This window comes from Marinobacter segnicrescens (genome assembly GCF_900111555.1).
In the GTDB taxonomy this organism is placed as follows: domain Bacteria; phylum Pseudomonadota; class Gammaproteobacteria; order Pseudomonadales; family Oleiphilaceae; genus Marinobacter; species Marinobacter segnicrescens.
Genome location: NZ_FOHZ01000001.1, coordinates 273,737 through 290,541 on the forward strand (window position 1 = coordinate 273,737; position 16,805 = coordinate 290,541).

At 60.7% G+C, this 16,805-nt stretch carries 13 protein-coding genes; 8 read left to right on the forward strand and 5 right to left on the reverse strand.

The genetic code is table 11. The annotated features are described in order from the left end of the window. The first annotated feature begins 127 nt into the window (after positions 1 to 127). Complete coding sequence (locus BM036_RS01210) at positions 128 to 670, forward strand: RDD family protein (RefSeq protein WP_091848399.1); 543 nt, start codon at positions 128 to 130, stop codon at positions 668 to 670. A gap of 8 nt (positions 671 to 678) precedes the next feature. Here BM036_RS01210 and lptG read toward each other — a convergent pair whose 3' ends face one another. Further along, positions 679 to 1,740 (reverse strand): LPS export ABC transporter permease LptG, encoded by a 1,062-nt coding sequence (lptG, locus tag BM036_RS01215; protein ID WP_091848400.1) that lies wholly within the window; start codon positions 1,738 to 1,740, stop codon positions 679 to 681. Further along, positions 1,727 to 2,836, reverse strand: a complete 1,110-nt coding sequence (lptF, locus tag BM036_RS01220) for an LPS export ABC transporter permease LptF (RefSeq protein ID WP_091848401.1) — start codon at positions 2,834 to 2,836, stop codon at positions 1,727 to 1,729. Before lptF ends, lptG begins: the two co-directional genes overlap by 14 nt. 222 nt (positions 2,837 to 3,058) lie before the next feature. Here lptF and BM036_RS01225 point away from each other — a divergent pair, with 222 nt between their 5' ends. From BM036_RS01225 to BM036_RS01245, 5 genes are all read left to right on the forward strand, one after another. Continuing rightward, positions 3,059 to 4,552, forward strand: a complete 1,494-nt coding sequence (locus BM036_RS01225; RefSeq protein ID WP_091848402.1) for a leucyl aminopeptidase — start codon at positions 3,059 to 3,061, stop codon at positions 4,550 to 4,552. Next, positions 4,539 to 5,027: a DNA polymerase III subunit chi gene (locus BM036_RS01230; RefSeq protein ID WP_091848403.1), complete on the forward strand. Its 489-nt coding sequence runs from the start codon at positions 4,539 to 4,541 to the stop codon at positions 5,025 to 5,027. The genes BM036_RS01225 and BM036_RS01230 overlap by 14 nt, the downstream gene beginning before the upstream one ends. Positions 5,028 to 5,634: 607 nt before the next feature. Beyond that, complete coding sequence (locus BM036_RS01235; protein ID WP_091848404.1) at positions 5,635 to 8,487, forward strand: valine--tRNA ligase; 2,853 nt, start codon at positions 5,635 to 5,637, stop codon at positions 8,485 to 8,487. Continuing rightward, a complete protein-coding gene (locus BM036_RS01240; protein ID WP_245742395.1) occupies positions 8,488 to 9,444 on the forward strand; it encodes a ketopantoate reductase family protein in 957 nt (318 codons plus the stop codon). It begins immediately after the preceding gene. 19 nt (positions 9,445 to 9,463) lie between these two features. After that, positions 9,464 to 10,021 (forward strand): cob(I)yrinic acid a,c-diamide adenosyltransferase, encoded by a 558-nt coding sequence (locus BM036_RS01245; RefSeq protein WP_091848405.1) that lies wholly within the window; start codon positions 9,464 to 9,466, stop codon positions 10,019 to 10,021. 44 nt (positions 10,022 to 10,065) lie between these two features. On the opposite strand, the gene ampD is transcribed toward BM036_RS01245, so the two are convergent. Further along, on the reverse strand, positions 10,066 to 10,644 hold the full coding sequence (gene ampD, locus BM036_RS01250; RefSeq protein WP_177185960.1) for a 1,6-anhydro-N-acetylmuramyl-L-alanine amidase AmpD: 579 nt from the start codon (positions 10,642 to 10,644) through the stop codon (positions 10,066 to 10,068). 101 nt (positions 10,645 to 10,745) lie between these two features. Then, positions 10,746 to 13,139 (reverse strand): DUF1631 domain-containing protein, encoded by a 2,394-nt coding sequence (locus BM036_RS01255; RefSeq protein WP_091848407.1) that lies wholly within the window; start codon positions 13,137 to 13,139, stop codon positions 10,746 to 10,748. Positions 13,140 to 13,431: 292 nt separating this feature from the next. Between BM036_RS01255 and nadC the strand changes: the two genes are divergently transcribed. Together nadC and BM036_RS01265 are read left to right on the forward strand one after the other, a co-directional pair. Then, positions 13,432 to 14,310 (forward strand): carboxylating nicotinate-nucleotide diphosphorylase, encoded by an 879-nt coding sequence (gene nadC, locus BM036_RS01260; protein ID WP_091848408.1) that lies wholly within the window; start codon positions 13,432 to 13,434, stop codon positions 14,308 to 14,310. A gap of 59 nt (positions 14,311 to 14,369) precedes the next feature. Further along, entirely contained in the window at positions 14,370 to 16,448 is a 2,079-nt protein-coding gene (locus BM036_RS01265; protein WP_091848409.1) for a putative bifunctional diguanylate cyclase/phosphodiesterase, read from the forward strand. On the opposite strand, the gene BM036_RS01270 is transcribed toward BM036_RS01265, so the two are convergent. Continuing rightward, complete coding sequence (locus tag BM036_RS01270) at positions 16,435 to 16,770, reverse strand: YqcC family protein (protein WP_091848410.1); 336 nt, start codon at positions 16,768 to 16,770, stop codon at positions 16,435 to 16,437. The two genes, BM036_RS01265 and BM036_RS01270, sit on opposite strands and share 14 nt — an antisense overlap. Between the last annotated feature and the right edge of the window lie 35 nt (positions 16,771 to 16,805).

Genomic DNA, 16,805 nt, shown 5'->3' on the forward strand with positions numbered 1-16,805 from the left:
TTCCAGAAACCCGCCGAGGAATCCGGCGGGTCCACGATTGAAGTCGGATACTTACATGCGTGTGCAAATCCGCTACTCTAGCACACGCCGAAAATCAGGAAAAACGTGTAACCAGCCAGGAGACCCCATGCCCCGACGCTTTCATGACGCCGAGGAACTCTTCCCACCGGCCACCGTACTGAAGCGCGCGCTCGCTATTATCTACGATGGCCTGATCAGTATCGCCGTGCTCCTGGTCGCCACCTGGATCTATACCATGATCGCGGGCTGGCTGACTGGCTGGGACAAGTACGAACAGATGGCTGAAGCAGGCGAGCTTTCCGGCGATCCCGGGCTGACCTTCGTCCTGTTCCTGGTGCTCTATCTTTTCTTTGCCTACTTCTGGACCCGGATCGGCCAGACCCTGGGTATGCAGGTATGGCGCATTCGTATTGAGAACCTGGACGGCACCTCGGTGAGCTGGACCCAGGCACTGCTTCGCTATGGTACTGCGGGGGCCGCCATCTTCGTCGCCCTGCTGGCCGGTTATTATCTTGGTCCGGTGTCGCTGTTTCTGACCGTGCCAGTGGTGATCGCCCTGTTCTACCCTATCAATGGCCTGTCAGTGACTGACCGGGTCTCCGGCAGCGTAGTGGTCCAGGTGCCCAGGGAGGCTCGCAAAAAGTCCTGAGCCACCACCTACCCGGCCCTGCGCATCAGCCAGGCACCGATCAGCCCGTTAACGGCAATAGGTATCAGGATGGCAAGCACCGGGTTGAAACCGAACACCACACTCATGGGGCCGAGCAGGTCCTGCATGTACTTGAACAGCAGGCCGACAATGAGCCCGGTGAACACACGGAAGCCCATGGTCACCGAACGCAACGGCCCGAAGATAAAGGAAATGGCGACGATCACCATGACGGCCGTACCCACCGGCATCAGCACCTTTTTCCAGAACGCCAGCCAGTATTGAGCAGACGTAAGCCCCTGCTGATCCAGGTAGCGCGCATAGGTATACAGACCGGTCAGCGGCAGATTCTCGGGCTTGACCACCAGCACACTCAGAACGTCGGGAGTCAGACCGCTATCCCACCGCTCTTGGGCGCTGACCTCCCGCTCGGTGCCTTCGCGGGACAATCGGGTCCGCCTGACATCCTGCAGAAGCCAGTGATCCCCCTGAAACGTTGCACGGCTGGCGAAGCTCGCGGTCGCCAGCCAGCGGTCGTCGTCGAACCGGAACAGTGCGACCCCCTGAAGGTCACCGTCCGGGGTCACCGCATTCAGATGTATAAAGGTATCCCCTTCCCGGTGCCAGACCCCTTCGGCGCTGGCAATACTGCCATCGCCACCCCGGGCAACGGCCTTCTGGCTCTGGGCCAGCCGCTCGGCAGGCGGGGCCACGTACTCACCGATAACCAGCCCGAACAGCACCACCACCAGGGCCGGTTTCATGGCGGACCAGACAATACGGCGTATGGAGACACCGGCTGCACGGATCACCGTCAGTTCAGACGAACTGGCCATGGCCCCAAGCCCCACCAGGCAGCCCATAAATGCCCCCAGCGGAAGGTAGTCATAGATGCGCCTGGGCAGGGTCAGCAGCATGTACAGGGCGGCTTGCAATGCCTGGTAATCCGCACGGACATCTTCCAGTTCCGCGATATAGCCGAACACCACATCCAGCGACAGCACCACCATCATCACCAGGAACATGGCTCCGCCGACATTGCCCATGATGTAGCGATCAAGTAGTCGCACGGGTACCTCCCTTCCGCTCCAGCCGGCGTTTTCGCATCCAGACAGGGCCGAACTGCAACCACAGGCCCAGGCCGAGGAACAGCAGGTGCACCCAGGTCATTCCGATCCATTCCGGTATATGGCCGGAGGCCAGCGCGTCCCGGGCCACAATCAGCAGGCCAAGGTAGAGGATGTAGATCATCATGGCAGGCAGCAGGTGGAAAAAACGGCCCTGGCGCGGGTTCACACGACTGAGCCGGACGGCCAGCAGGGTCACTACCGGCACAATCAGCGGTAACGAGAAGCGCCAGTGCAGCAGCGCCCGCAGCTCAGGGTCGTCCGAGCGCATCAGCGCCAGCGTCGACATACCCTCCTCGTCTTCACTGCCCATCACCGGCGACTCAGCGACCTTCAGGCCATAGGCCTCAAATTCGGTAATGTCATAATCAAGTTCACCTGGCAACCCCTGGAAGCGGGTACCCCGCTCAAGTACCAGGAAACGACTGCCTGTGTCGTCGTCAATAAACTGTGAGCCTTCTTCCGCCACCACCAGGCTCAGGGACTGGTCAGCCTCCGAATACTCGGCAATGAAAACCCCCTGCAACCTGAGCTTGTCATCACTGAGGGATTCGGTATAGGTGGCACGCCCCCCGGACCCCAGGGTCTGAAAACGCCCCGGCGCCAGCATTTCAAATTCGGTAGCCTGGCTCTGCTCGTCAAAGATGCGCTCGACGTTCTTCATACCCCAGGGCGTAATCCAGAGGCTCATGGCACCCACCAGCAGCATCACCAGGAAACCGGCAATCAGCGTATGCCCGAGCACCTGGCGGTCGCTGACCCCGCAGGCAAACAGCACAGTCATTTCACTTTCGAGGTACATCCGGCCGTACGCCAGCAGAATGCCAATGAAAAACCCCAGCGGCAGGATCAGCTCCAGGAAGCCGGGAAAGCGGTAGGCCATGATGGCAAACAACACATCGCCGGACAGTTCGCCGGCGGCAGCTTCTGCCAGGTACTTGATGAAGCGCCCGCTCATAAACACCAGCAACAACACGCCTGAAACGGCGGCCATGGTAGTCAGGGTCTGGCGGGTCAGATAACGAAAGATGATACTCAAGAACGGCCTCTCAGGGCTTGCACGGCTAGTGTCCCGACTGATGCGCGCTATTCTATGGAACCTCGCTTCCAAATGACAGGGTTCGGCACAGATTCCGGCGGCCCCGCGAAGCAGCGCAAATTGCAGCTACCCGCTTGATAAATCGGCACCAGACCCCGATGCTATAACCATTGATTCAATCCCGGTGCCTCCGGCACCTGCCAATGACACCCAGGAGTTGCCATGAATTTCACGCTCAGCAGCAAAGCCCTCAGCAGTTCCCGAACCGATTGCCTGGTCGTGGCGGTCCCCGAGAAAGGCGACTGGCCGGCCAGCACCACCCAGGCAGACGAAGCCATGGGAGGGCAATTGAAGGCCCTGCACAAGAACGGCGACCTGACTGGCAAGCCCGGCTCCACCCTGATGATTCCAGTAAACGACGCCCCCTGGGGCCGGGTACTGGTTGTTGGCACTGGCTCGGACAAGGATCGAAAGCCGGCTGATTACCGCAAGGCCCTGATCGCCATGGCGAATGTGCTGAAGGATAGCGCCGCCAGGAATGCGGTCATCGCCCTTGCAGACACAACACTCAACGGAGACGACGCGGTCACCTCCGAGGCCAGCAAGCTCCGCCTGATTGGCCGAACCCTGGAAGAGCAGTTCTATACCTTTACCGAGTTCAAGAGCGAGCAACCCTCCAAGCGCAAGCTGAGCAAGGTTACCGTCCTCGCCTCCGGCACCGGCAAGGCTTTCAAGGATGCATTCGACCTGGGTCTGGCCACTGGCCGCGGCATGAACTTCACCCGCAACCTGGGCAACACTCCGCCCAACATCTGTCACCCCACATGGCTGGCTGAGCGAGCGCAGCAACTCGCCAAGGACCACGACGTCATCAAGACCGAGGTACTGGACGAGAAGCAGATGAAGAAACTGGGCATGAACAGCCTGTTGTCTGTATCTGCCGGCAGTGCCCAGCCAGCACGCCTGATCGTGATGGAGTACAAGGGTGGCAAGGCCAAGGACAAACCCTACGTACTTGTGGGCAAAGGCATCACCTTCGACACCGGTGGCATCAGCCTCAAGCCCGGTGAAGGCATGGATGAGATGAAATACGACATGGGCGGCGCCGCGGCCGTGTTTGGTACCATGCAGGCCATCGCCGAGACGAAGCCGAAAATCAACGTGGTGGCCGTCGTCGCCGCCGCCGAGAACATGCCCAGCGGTACCGCCACCCGGCCGGGCGACATTGTCACCTCCATGTCCGGCCAGACCATTGAAATCCTGAACACCGACGCCGAAGGCCGGCTGGTACTTTGCGACGCCCTCACCTACGTGAAGAAGTACAACCCGGAGGTGGTTGTGGACATGGCCACCCTGACTGGCGCCTGCATCATCGCCCTGGGCCACCACGCCACCGGACTGCTGTCCAACAACGATGACCTGGCAGAGGAACTCCTTGCTGCCGGCGAACGGACCGGTGACCGGGCCTGGCGCCTGCCCCTGTGGGACGAGTACCAGAGCCAGCTGGACAGCAACTTCGCCGACATGCAGAACATTGGCGGACGACCGGCGGGCACCATCACCGCCGCCTGCTTCCTGTCCCGGTTTGCGAAGGAATACCGCTGGGCCCACCTGGACATCGCCGGCACCGCCTGGGTTTCCGGCAAGGCGAAAGGTGCCACCGGCCGGCCAGTTCCGCTGCTGGTAGATTACCTGATGTCCCATGCCGGAAAGTAACGGCGACTCTCCCCGCCCTGAAGGCAATCAGTCCAGGTCCTACTGGTTCCATATCCTGGCCGGGGCTACACCTGCGGACCGCAATCTCCACGCGGTCCGCCTGGTGGACAAGGCCTGGCAACAGGGCGACAGGGTGTGCATCGTCTGCGATCAGCACAACCAGGCCGAGGAACTGGACGACCTGTTGTGGACGTTCACACCGGACGCGTTCATTCCCCACAGCATCGTTCCGGACGCCACCACCCGGTGCCCGGACCCGGTGGGGATCCTGCTCTGCGAGCCGGCGGCGGATGACTGGGACACGGTGGTGATTCTGTCTTCAAAGCTGCCAGCGGACGCTGACCGTTTCAAGCGCCTGGCCCTAGTTGCCCATAACGACCCCGAAGTTCTGAATATTGCCCGGTCCCACTTCCGGCAATTGAGAACTATGGGGATTGAGCCGAAGGTGCACGATCAGCGGAAGAGTCGGCGATAGGCGGACCAAAGCCAACCAGGACGGGCCATCGATACATAGCCGCGGCAGAACATGACACAACCGGCACCCTTACCCAACCCTTTAATCGGGGGTTAAGCCGAGGTTTGCATCTTGGCTGAGGCAGAGTGGGTGAGGCCTTTTTCCGGGACCTTCAAAAACATGGACGTTTTTGAAGAGCCTCCAGGGATGGATTCACGGCGTGTCCCGGAAAAAGGCCTCACCCACTCTGCCCGGCACCCCGGTTTGCAGGCCTGCAGCGCCATACTCCGTGCCAGACGTCCTGCGACAGTCACCATTGGCCCCTCGGGCATGCCTTCTTTCAGGAATTCTGACTCAGTGCCGGGCGCGCGGAGCGAGGTCATTTTTCAGGACACGCCCGCAAGTACATCCATGTAGGGCTCGACGAGCGCCTTCCCTGGCGCTCGACGGTCCTGAAAAATGACCTCCCACCGCACGCCTGAACTTCAGTGCAGCTCGCCACCCAAACAAACACGCACTGGATAGCCCCAAGGGGCACTCTCACATTCGCTGCATACCCCACGACAATGTATAATCGGGCATTCTCATTTTCCCTTGCGAATCAACCAAACGGTCACCAGCAGAACCCATGGAAAAAACCTACCAGCCAGAAAACATCGAGCGCCAGTGGTACGAAAACTGGGAAGCCAAAGGGTATTTTCGCCCCAGCGGTGAAGGACAGTCCTACAGCATTGCCATCCCGCCACCCAACGTGACCGGCAGCCTGCACATGGGGCACGCCTTCCAGCACACCATCATGGACACCCTCACCCGCTTCAAGCGCATGCAGGGCCGCAATGCCCTCTGGACCGTGGGTACCGACCACGCCGGCATTGCCACCCAGATGGTGGTGGAGCGCAAACTGGCCAACGAAGAGGGCAAAACCCGCCACGACCTGGGCCGGGAAGAATTTATCAAGCGCATCTGGGCGTGGAAGGAACAGTCCGGCGGCACCATCACCGGCCAGATGCGCCGGCTGGGCAACTCCGTGGACTGGAGCAACGAGCGCTTCACCATGGACGATGGCTTCTATAAAGCCGTACAGGAAGTCTTCATCCGCCTTTTCGACGATGGCCTGGTCTACCGTGGAAAGCGGCTGGTGAACTGGGATCCGAAGCTGCACACCGCCATTTCCGACCTGGAGGTGGAGAACAAGGAAGAGAAGGGTTACTTCTGGCACCTGTGCTACCCGCTGGCTGACGGTGAGCAGACCAGGGACGGCAAAGGGTACCTCGTGGTAGCCACCACCCGCCCGGAAACCATGCTGGGCGACACCGCCGTAGCGGTTCACCCGGACGATGAGCGCTATCAGCACCTGGTGGGCAAGCATGTGATGCTGCCGCTGGTAAACCGTCGCATTCCAATCGTGGCCGACCACCACGCCGACCCGGAGAAAGGCTCCGGCTGCGTGAAGATCACCCCGGCCCATGACTTCAACGACTACGCGGTGGGCAAGCGCAACGACCTGCCCATGATCAACGTCATGACCGAGGATGCGAACATCCGGGCCGTGGCCGAGGTGTTCAATGCCGATGGTACCGAAAACACTGACCTGGACGGCACCATGCCGGAGGCCTACGCCGGCCTGACCCGGGAAGAGGCTCGCAAGCAGATCGTGGCTGACATGGACGCCGCCGGACTGTTGCACCAGGTGGAAGACCACGTACTGAGCGTACCCCGGGGTGACCGGTCCGGCCTGATCATCGAGCCGATGCTGACAGATCAATGGTTCGTGGACGCCAAGACCCTGGCCAAACCGGCTATCGAAGCAGTGGAAGACGGCCGTATCCAGTTTGTGCCCAAGCAGTACGAAAACATGTATTTCGCCTGGATGCGGGACATCCAGGAATGGTGTATCTCCCGCCAGCTGTGGTGGGGTCACCGGATTCCGGCCTGGTACGACGCCGAAGGCAATATCTATGTTGGCAGGGACGAAGCCGAGGTGCGTCAGAAGTACAGCCTGGCGGCGGACCTGGAGCTGCGCCAGGACGAAGACGTGCTGGATACCTGGTTCAGTTCCGCGCTGTGGACCTTCGGCACCCTGGGCTGGCCGGAAATTACCGAGCGTCTGAAGGACTTCCACCCTACCGATGTTCTGGTAACCGGCTTCGACATTATCTTCTTCTGGGTAGCCCGCATGATCATGATGACCATGCACTTCATGAAGAATGAAGACGGCACCCCCCAGGTTCCCTTCAAAACCGTCTACGTCACCGGCCTGATCCGGGATGAGCACGGCGACAAGATGTCCAAGTCGAAGGGCAACGTCATTGACCCCCTGGACATGATCGACGGCATCGAGCTCGATACCCTGCTTGAGAAACGCACCGGTAACCTGATGCAGCCCAAGCTGGCAGAGAAGATCGCCAAGCGGACCCAAAAGGAATTCCCTGAAGGCATCGCCGCCCACGGTACCGATGCCCTGCGCTTCACCCTCGCGGCCATGGCCACCACTGGCCGTGATATCAACTGGGACATGAAGCGCCTGGAAGGCTACCGCAACTTCTGCAACAAGCTGTGGAACGCCGCCCGCTATGTACTGATGAACACCGAGAGTGAAGACTGCGGCGTCAACGATGAGCCGGTGGAACTGTCCCTGGCCGACCGCTGGATCATCAGTGAGCTGCAGCATTGCGAAAGCGAAGTGATCCGTCACCTGGACCAGTACCGTTTCGACCTGGCGGCCTACGCCCTGTACGAGTTCATCTGGAACGAGTACTGCGACTGGTACCTGGAACTGTCCAAGCCGATGCTGAACGACGACAGCGCCAGCGCGGAGTACAAGCGCGGCACCCGTCGTACACTGGTCAGGGTACTCGAGGCGGTACTGCGCCTGGCGCACCCGATGATGCCATTCATCACCGAGGAAATCTGGCAGCGTATTGCGCCCCTGGCTGGCAAGGGTGGCGACAGCATCATGCTGCAACCCTTCCCGGTGCCGGATACCAGCAAGCAGAACGCGGACGTTGCGAAGGATATTGAATGGCTCAAGGGCGTTATCGTTGCGGTGCGTAACATTCGCGGCGAGATGAACATCTCCCCCGCCAGGCAGATTCCGGTGCTGCTGCGCGGTAACGACGGAGAAGACCAGCGCCGCATGGACCAGAACCGTCAGTTCCTGATGTCCCTGGCCAAGCTGGAGAAACTGGAATGGTTCGAGGGCGACAAGGCTCCCATGTCCGCCACCCAGCTGGTGGGTGAAATGGAAGTGCTGGTACCCATGGCGGGCCTGATTGACAAGGATGCCGAGCTCAAGCGCCTGGATAAGGAGCTGGAACGCCTGGACAAGGAAATCAGTCGACTGGAAGGCAAGCTGGGCAACGAGAAATTTACCGCCAAGGCCCCCGCCGAAGTGGTGGAAAAAGAAAAGGAAAAACTCCGCGATGCCCAGGGCAGCCAGAAGCGTCTTGGCGAACAACGCGCCGAAATCGAGGCCATGTAAGTGAGTTCGCAGCGGTCTGCCAGGCCGTCAGCGTCCGATCCCGAGGGTGGCGGCATTGCCATCCTCGGGGCGGGTGCACTGGGAAGGCTCTGGGCCGCCCGCCTGCCACCGACTGCCTCGGGCTTTGTGCCCAGAAACCCCTCTGCGCTGTCCTCGTTCAGACTCCACTACCATTTCCGGGACAGCGAAGGTCGGGAGCACGCCGTTACCCGCCCCTGGCTGACCACCCTGTCTGATGTCACGCTTTTACTGGTTACCACCAAGGCAGGAGATACCCTTGAGGCCCTCGAGCAGGTGATCGGGCGTATTCCTGAATCCTGCCCGGTCGTGCTTTTCCAGAATGGACTTGGCAGTCAACAGGCCGTCGCAGCGCGATGGCCGGCGCGACCGATACTGGCCGCCAGCACTACCGAAGCCGCCAATCGCCCGGCGCCTGACCGGGTTGTACATGCTGCCCGGGGGCATACCTGGATTGGCGCACTGACAGAGCCCGCCACAGACCTCGTTGCCGGCATCATCCGCCAACTGTCACCGTCAGGGCTTGATGTGCGGGGCGAAGTTCGCATCCTTGAGCGTCTGTGGGGCAAGCTTGCCATCAACGCCGGCATCAACCCCTTTACGGCACTGCTGGACTGCCCCAATGGAGAGATTCTGGAATCCCGGCTGTTTCTGGACTCCATCGATGCCTTGTGCGAGGAACTGGCAAACCTGATCGCCGCTGAGGGCCTGCCACCCCACTCGCCCCGGATACTGCGGAACGATATCGAACGGGTCGCCCGGAACACCGCCTCCAATACGTCATCCATGCGGGGTGATGTGCAAAGCGGCCGCACCACGGAAATCGACTATATCAACGGCTACGTTGCCAACCGGTCCCGGGAACTGGGGCTGACTGCGCCAGTGAACCAGATGCTCACTGACCGAGTAAAAGAGCTGGTACCTCATCCTTCCAACTGACCGAGCCGGAGACACTCTCATGGGCAACCGACTATCAAAGATCTACACACGTACCGGGGACGATGGCTCAACAGGCCTGGCGGACGGCAACCGTATTGCCAAGAACGCACGCCGGGTAGAAGCCATGGGCACCGCCGATGAGCTTAACTGCCACATCGGTGTATTGGTCGAACACCTGAACGACGAGGCAGAAATCGCCACTGCCATGGGACGGATCCAGCATCACCTGTTTGACCTGGGGGGGGAGTTCGCCATCCCAGGGAGCAACGTGATCAATGAACAGCACATCCAGTGGCTGGAGGAGACGCTGGACCAGTTCAACGCCGACCTGCCGCCGCTGAAGAACTTCATCCTGCCAGGTGGCACTCCGGCGGCCGCCCAGTGCCACCTGGCCCGGGCCGTTTGCCGCCGGGCAGAGCGAGTCGTCGTGGCATTGGGTCAGGAAGACTCCATCAATCCGGACTCCCGCCACTACCTCAACCGGCTGTCAGACCTGCTGTTCGTGGTGGCCCGGGTATTGGCCCGTCGCAATGGCGGCGAGGAAGTGTTGTGGGAGCAACACCGCTCAACAATCTGAACCGCTAGTCTCCCGAGAAAGCTCCGGCGGAGCTGGCAGAATACTCAGCCCGCCAGTAACTGCCGAAAGTAAAGCCAGTCAAAGGCCGGGCCCGGGTCGGTCTTGCGCCCCGGAGCGATGTCACTATGTCCGGTGATCCGGTCTTCGGTAATGGCAGGCCAGGCGAACTGGATTTGCCGGGTTACCGCCGCCAGCTGCCGGTACTGGGCGTCGGTGTAGGGAATCTCGTCCGCCCCCTCCAGCTCGATACCAATCGCGTAATCGTTGCACTCTTCCCTGCCACAGAAAGCCGAACGCCCGGCGTGCCAGGCCCGGTCCTGGAAGCGGACAAATTGCAGTAACTCCCCGTCCCGGCGGATCAACAGGTGAGACGAAACGGTCATGCCACCGATCTCCCGGAAGTAGGGGTGCGCCGAGACATCCAGGCGGTTACAGAAGAAGTCCTCGATCCACGGCCCACCAAACTGCTCCGGTGGCAGGCTGATGTTGTGCACCACCAGCAGCGAGATGTCATTCTCATCCGGCCGTGGGCCGAAATTGGGTGACGGGCACCAGCGTGCAGCGGGCAAGCGCCCGGACTGTCTCAGGGGTGAGCCAAGGTGAAGGATTTCGGATTCAGACACGGTGTTCCTGCAGGCGATCGGGCATGTGCCCGAATTGAACCATATTGGCGGGGGCAGAACCAGTTGACGGCACCCTGCCGTGCCGCCAACTGAGGCCGGGATCAGTCCCGACGGTTGTGGCGGAGATTGTCGATGATGGATTCCAGGGCCCGGTCGAAAATCAGGCCATCATCCAGCATTACAACTCGCCCTTCTGACAGCGCCAGGGCAAGCTCACCCTTCTGGTATTCCGCCACCTTGGCACCATTGCGGTTGACGAAGATGTATTTTCCGGTGGCGCGGATAATCGCGGCCAGCTTACACCGCAGACGGCCATTGTCCCGGGGCATCTCCACCCAGCAGCCAACCCGCAGGCCAGCGGCTTTTTCAAGCCAGTCTTCACTGACTTCCGGCTCGGACACCCGGGCCGCAACGCTGCTGTCTTCCGATACGGAACCAACCGGCCCTGCGACAGGCTCTTTCCTCTCCTCAGGCGGCATCACCGAACCGGTGTCGGCAACTTGCGGGGAGGCTTCGGCACCGGGTATCGGTGCTTCCGGGCCGGCCGCGACGTCAATTGCTTGCAAGGGATCCGTTCCTGCTGCCCCTGCCATCGATTCGGCCGGGGCACCCAGCACATCCGCAGGCCCTGCAGGCAACTCATCAGGCACCGGCGCCGCGTGCCGACGGGTAACCAGTCCCTGGAGTACGTCTACATGGGCCAGTTCCAGGTCGCGGATGGCGGCATCAATGGCAAAGGGATCCCAGGAGATCTCGTGCAGGCCACTGCGCAGGGCGTCGGTGATACCGGGAATAGCTCTCAGCAACTCGTCCCGAGTGCTTTCACCAACCGGTTCAGGATCCAGGCTCCAGACCAGCCGGTCCGTAAGTTCCGTCGCTGACTGCCAGGCTTGCGACTCCTCACCCTCACGCAGGAACACCCACTCAAGGTACTTGCGCCAGGGCTCATTGATCAGCACCAGAGCCCTGTCCGGTAACTCGCGACTATCCAGAAGGCCATCGATCAGTCCGCGGACCCTCTCCCTGGCCAGCTCGTGACGGGCACGGCCCTCCTCGGCATCACGCAACCGCTGCTCGACCAGCTCCCGGCGACGGCGATCCAGGTCCATGAAATGCTGGAAGTCTTTCAGCAACTCATCGAACAACCCGACATTATCGGTAAATTCGTTCAGCAACCGCTCGACGACTGACTCCACCTTGTCCCGCAGCGGGTCACGCTGGTTATCAGAACGGGGCGTCCAGCCAATGCCGGCCATGGCCAACTCGTTGAGAAGCTTGCGAGCCGGGTGACCACCCCGGTTAAAGAAACTGCGATCCAGCAATGCCACCTTGAGCACCGGTATCTGCAGACGCCCGATAAGCATTTTCATCACGGCCGGCAACTGACGATCGTCCAGGATAAACTCGAACAGCATGGCAACCAGGTTGATGACATCGCCATCAACCTGGTTCACTGGCAGGCGCTGGTCGGGCCCCTGGCTGAGAACGCGGCTTAGCAGCACCGACAACGGGAGCACCTGGCCATTCTCGCTGGTCATGGTGGAGTTCTGCAGACCCGCGAGCCTGTGCATCAGATCGCCAGTAGCAAGTACCGGAGCATTGCCCTGGGGAGTTCCCGGCGCAATCGGTGAACCGGAGCGCAATCCATCACTGCGGTGTAACAGCTCGGTGAGCTCGGAGAAGGTAACGGCTGATTGCCCGTCCGGGGCTTCGCTACCGCCCGTTGTGACTGGCTGCGCCACTGGAGCCCCGGCGGTTGGTACCGGCTTGCGGATCGATGCCTGCGATTTCCGGCCGCCCACCGGGACATGCTTGAGCTCCGGAAGCACCCCTTCTGCAATAAGCAGCCGGTTAGCCTCCTGGTACAGTGTCGTCAGCCGGTCTACCAGCAAGCGGTCGAACAGCTTGATCACCACCAGGCGAGCCCGGATATCAATATCGAGGTCCTCGCTGGCCCGCCCCAGACCGGTACAGATTACTTCCGGGCTGAGTGGCATCTGCCGCTCAGCCAGCTCCCGGTGACCGGAGACATGGGCAATCCGCGCCCCCAGTAGCCGCACCGGTTCGGCATAGCGGTTGGAGAGCTTGGTAACCAGGCTATCAATGGCTACCCGCTTCTCCAGTTCGCTGTCATCGACCAGTGAGAGGGAGTCCTGCTCAACCTCCTCCAAGCCCCGGCTACGCGGCATGGGATCAAACTGACCAAGCTCATTGAACGCCCGCGTCACCCAGGCCAGCATGGTATTGGCCATGGTCTTGCGACGTAACCGCAGTTCCCGCATGGCATCGAAATAGGCGATCTGGTCCTGGTTGGAGCCCGCCCGGTCGGCCATGCCGAACAGCACATCATCGGCACTGTCGAAGAAATCAGACAGGATGGTGGACAGGGATCTGGCAGAGGCGTCCCTCAGGCGGATAAGGGCGGCGGGTAACTGCAACTCCACGCGCGGTCCCTGCGCCTCTCTGAGACTCACTACCTTTCGTTCCTGTGCCATGGCTTCAGGCCCCGTTTAACATTTATTAACAGTCATCGGCTATCATAGGCCCTTGCTCCGTCAATATGTGTCAGTTTTTGTCACCGATTGTGAACCGTCGAACCGCGTCACATTTTTGGCACATTTTGGGCAATTCGCTGGATCTGGAGTGATCTGGCTGGTCACAATTCACCTGGATCTGACGTACAACGTCACCTCGCGATCCGGCACACAGACCGGTACGGTATTTTCAGTAGTGGCCCCCTGCCGATACAATCACCGGCCCGACCCATTCTGACCGGAAGATCCAAGCATGGCCCCTTTGTCCGCTGAACTGAACGAACTGTTACGCCAATCCCGCATTGAGTCTGTCGCTACCAGCCTCCGGGAAGACATCGGCAATGGCGATATCACCGCCGCCCTCATTCCCCGGGACCGCCGGGGTACAGCGCGGGCTATCACCCGGGTACCAGCGGTCATCGCCGGGCAGGCCTGGGTTGATGAAGTGTTCCGGCAGGTAGATCCGGAAGTACAGGTCCAATGGGAGGTTCGCGACGGTGAACAGGTAACGGCAAACCAGGTGCTGTTCACTTGCGAAGGTCCTGCCCGCAGCCTTCTCACAGCTGAACGGGCCGCCCTGAACTGGCTGCAAACGCTCTCCGGGGTGGCCACCCGCTGCCGGCAGTTTGCCGACCAGGTCGCCCACACCGGCGTGAAGCTGCTGGATACCCGCAAGACCCTGCCCGGGTTGCGCCTGGCCGAAAAGTACGCAGTGACGTGTGGTGGCTGCTATAACCACCGCACAGGACTATGGGATGCCTTCCTGATCAAGGAGAACCACATTGCTGCCTGCGGCTCTATTGCTGCAGCTGTCAGCCAGGCCCGACAGATTGCGCCAGGACGCCCCGTGGAGGTGGAAACGGAAAACATGAACGAACTGCAACAGGCACTGGACGCCGGAGCCGATATCATCATGCTCGACGAGTTCAGCCTTGAAGACATGGCCACTGCCGTCCGGAAAGTTGCCGGCGCCTGTCGGCTGGAGGCCTCCGGCGGGATCAATGAATCCACACTGGTGGCTATTGCGGAAACCGGGGTCGATTACATTTCCCTCGGCACATTGACCAAGGACGTGCAGGCCGTTGACCTTTCAATGCGGTTGCACGTCGATAACAGCCCCGCGCCGGGCTGACCCCTTCATCACAGGGACGACCGGGCGGGTGAAAGCACGCCCGATACAGGCAGGGATACGTGGAAAAAACCAGAAGTACCGAAACCCGTGAGCGCTGGCTGGCAATCCTGGCGGATAGCCTGGTCAGCCTGGTAATCCTGGCACTGGCACTCAGCCCGTTACTGTTGCTGACAACACCAGAAGTGCCCATCGGCCGTGAAGCCATGATCCGTTTCTTCGGCTCCGCAGGGCCAGCCATGCTGGTGCTCGCAGGCACCTTCGTATACGTGCGTGACTTGCTGAGGGAGCGCCGGCGCATCGAGACCCGACTGGAAGACGTGGTGGAAGACCGCACCCGGGAACTGCAGGCCATAAACCAGGAACTCCGGGACGAAATCTTCGTACGCCAACAGGCGGAGCGCTCTTTTCGGCGCTCATCGCGACATTTCCGCGCGCTGTTTGATACGGCAGCGTCTCCCATCATCCTGATCGACTCATCATTCCGTATCCGCCAATGGAACGCCTCGGCCGAGGCACTTTTCGGCTACAGCCGGGACGAAGCTGTGGGCCGCAACCTGGTGGAAACCTTCATTCCCGAGGAATACCGGGATGAAATGAGCTGGAAGATTCTTAAAACCCTCGGGGCAGGCCAGCTACAGGAAACCCTGGAAACCGGTATCCAGGGTTATGACGGTACCGACCACATCGTGCTCTGGAACCTGAACCTGCTACAGGATGAGGAAGACGACCAGAACCAATTGATCCTGATCGGCCAGAATATCTCGGAAATCCGGCGCACCCAGGACCAGCTCCACTACCTGGCACATTTCGATGTACTCACCGACACCGCCAATCGCCGCCTGTTCGAGGACCGTTGTCAGCGCGCCCTGGCCAGTGCCAGCCGCCATGGTCACCACTGCGCCCTGATTGCGCTGGACGTGGACCATTTCAAGCGCATCAACGACACCCTGGGACATGATGCCGGCGACGCCCTGCTCAAAACCCTGTCCCGGCGGCTGAAAGACAGCGTTCGCGAAGAGGACACCATCGCCCGTCTCGGTGGTGACGAGTTCGCCGTGCTCCTCCACCACGTCAGCGGTGCAGACGGCTGTGAAAAGGTAGCCCGAAGTATCCTGGAAGCGCTCACCGAACCGGTTTCCGTGCCCGGCAGCGAGCTGGTGATCACCTCCAGTATCGGTATTGCCCTGGCTCCGGACGATGGCAGCCACTACGAGCAGTTGCTCAAGAACGCCGATATGGCCATGTACCGGGCCAAGAAGGCCGGCCGCAACAATATCCAGTTCTTCAGCGAGGATATGAACCAGGAAATGCAGCGGCTCATGAGTCTCGAGCAGGAACTGCGCGCTGGCATCCGCGCCGGCGAGCTGCAGCTCCATTACCAGCCGGTGCTCGACGCACGTTCAGGCCAGTTGGTGGCACTGGAAAGCCTGCTGCGCTGGAACCATCCGACACGGGGCTTACTGACGCCGGCGGACTTCCTGGAAGTCGCCGAGCAGAGCGGCCAGCTCCATGCCATCGGACAGTGGATTTGCAACAATGCCTGCCTGCAGGCCCGGGCGATCCAGGCCATGAGCGGCACCCCGGTACGCATCAGCATCAATTTGTCGTCCAGGCAATATAATCACCCCGGCCTGGCAGAGGAACTGAGCCAGACCATTGCCGAAACCCGGCTGGATCCCTCTCTGCTGATGGTGGAAATCGACGAGCGTATCCTGGCGGAGCGCCTGGGGGAAACAGCGACGGTGCTGCACAGCCTGAAAAAGAAAGGCATCGGGTTGGTGCTGGATCGTTTTGGCAGCGGACTTTCGTCCCTCACCCTGCTGCGGGAGCTCCCTTTCGACCAGGTGAAGATTGATCCCCCGCTGATGCAGTGGGCACCACAGGATGAGAATACCGCCGCCATCACCCATACCCTTATCAGCCTGGCCCGCCAGCTTAACCTCAAGGTGGCTGCTGCCGGTGTCGAAACCGAGGAACAGGATCGTTTTCTGCGACAGTCCGGCTGTCATATGCTGCAGGGTCACCGATTCTGTTATCCAGTGACTTCGGAGGAGCTTCCGGAGCTGTTTGCTGAACTCCGTGAAGGCCGGGAACTACTGCCGGTACTCCCGGACACCGGGACGATCAGGAACCGCTGATCAGTCGGTCAATGGCTTCGAGTTCCCGGGCCAGGCCTTCCCCCGGTTCCGGGCGGACCCGAAAATACTCTTCGGCCATCGGAGCAATCCCCGACACATCGGGCAGGCCGTAACCCTGCTCCACGATGACCTTCATTCGCACCAGGAACACGAACTGGAGCCATTCAGTAAAGGCCAGGGTGTCGATGCAGAACGGCTGGGTGCTGGCCAGGGCCTCTGCGCAAGGGGGCTCACTGGACCAGACCCCGATACGGCGCATTTCTGCCTCGATGCTCAGCAGACGGTCAGCTACATCACTGAAAATGTCTGATGAAGCGCTCATCAGAATCGGCTCCTCAGGGCTGAATGGAAGAAGAC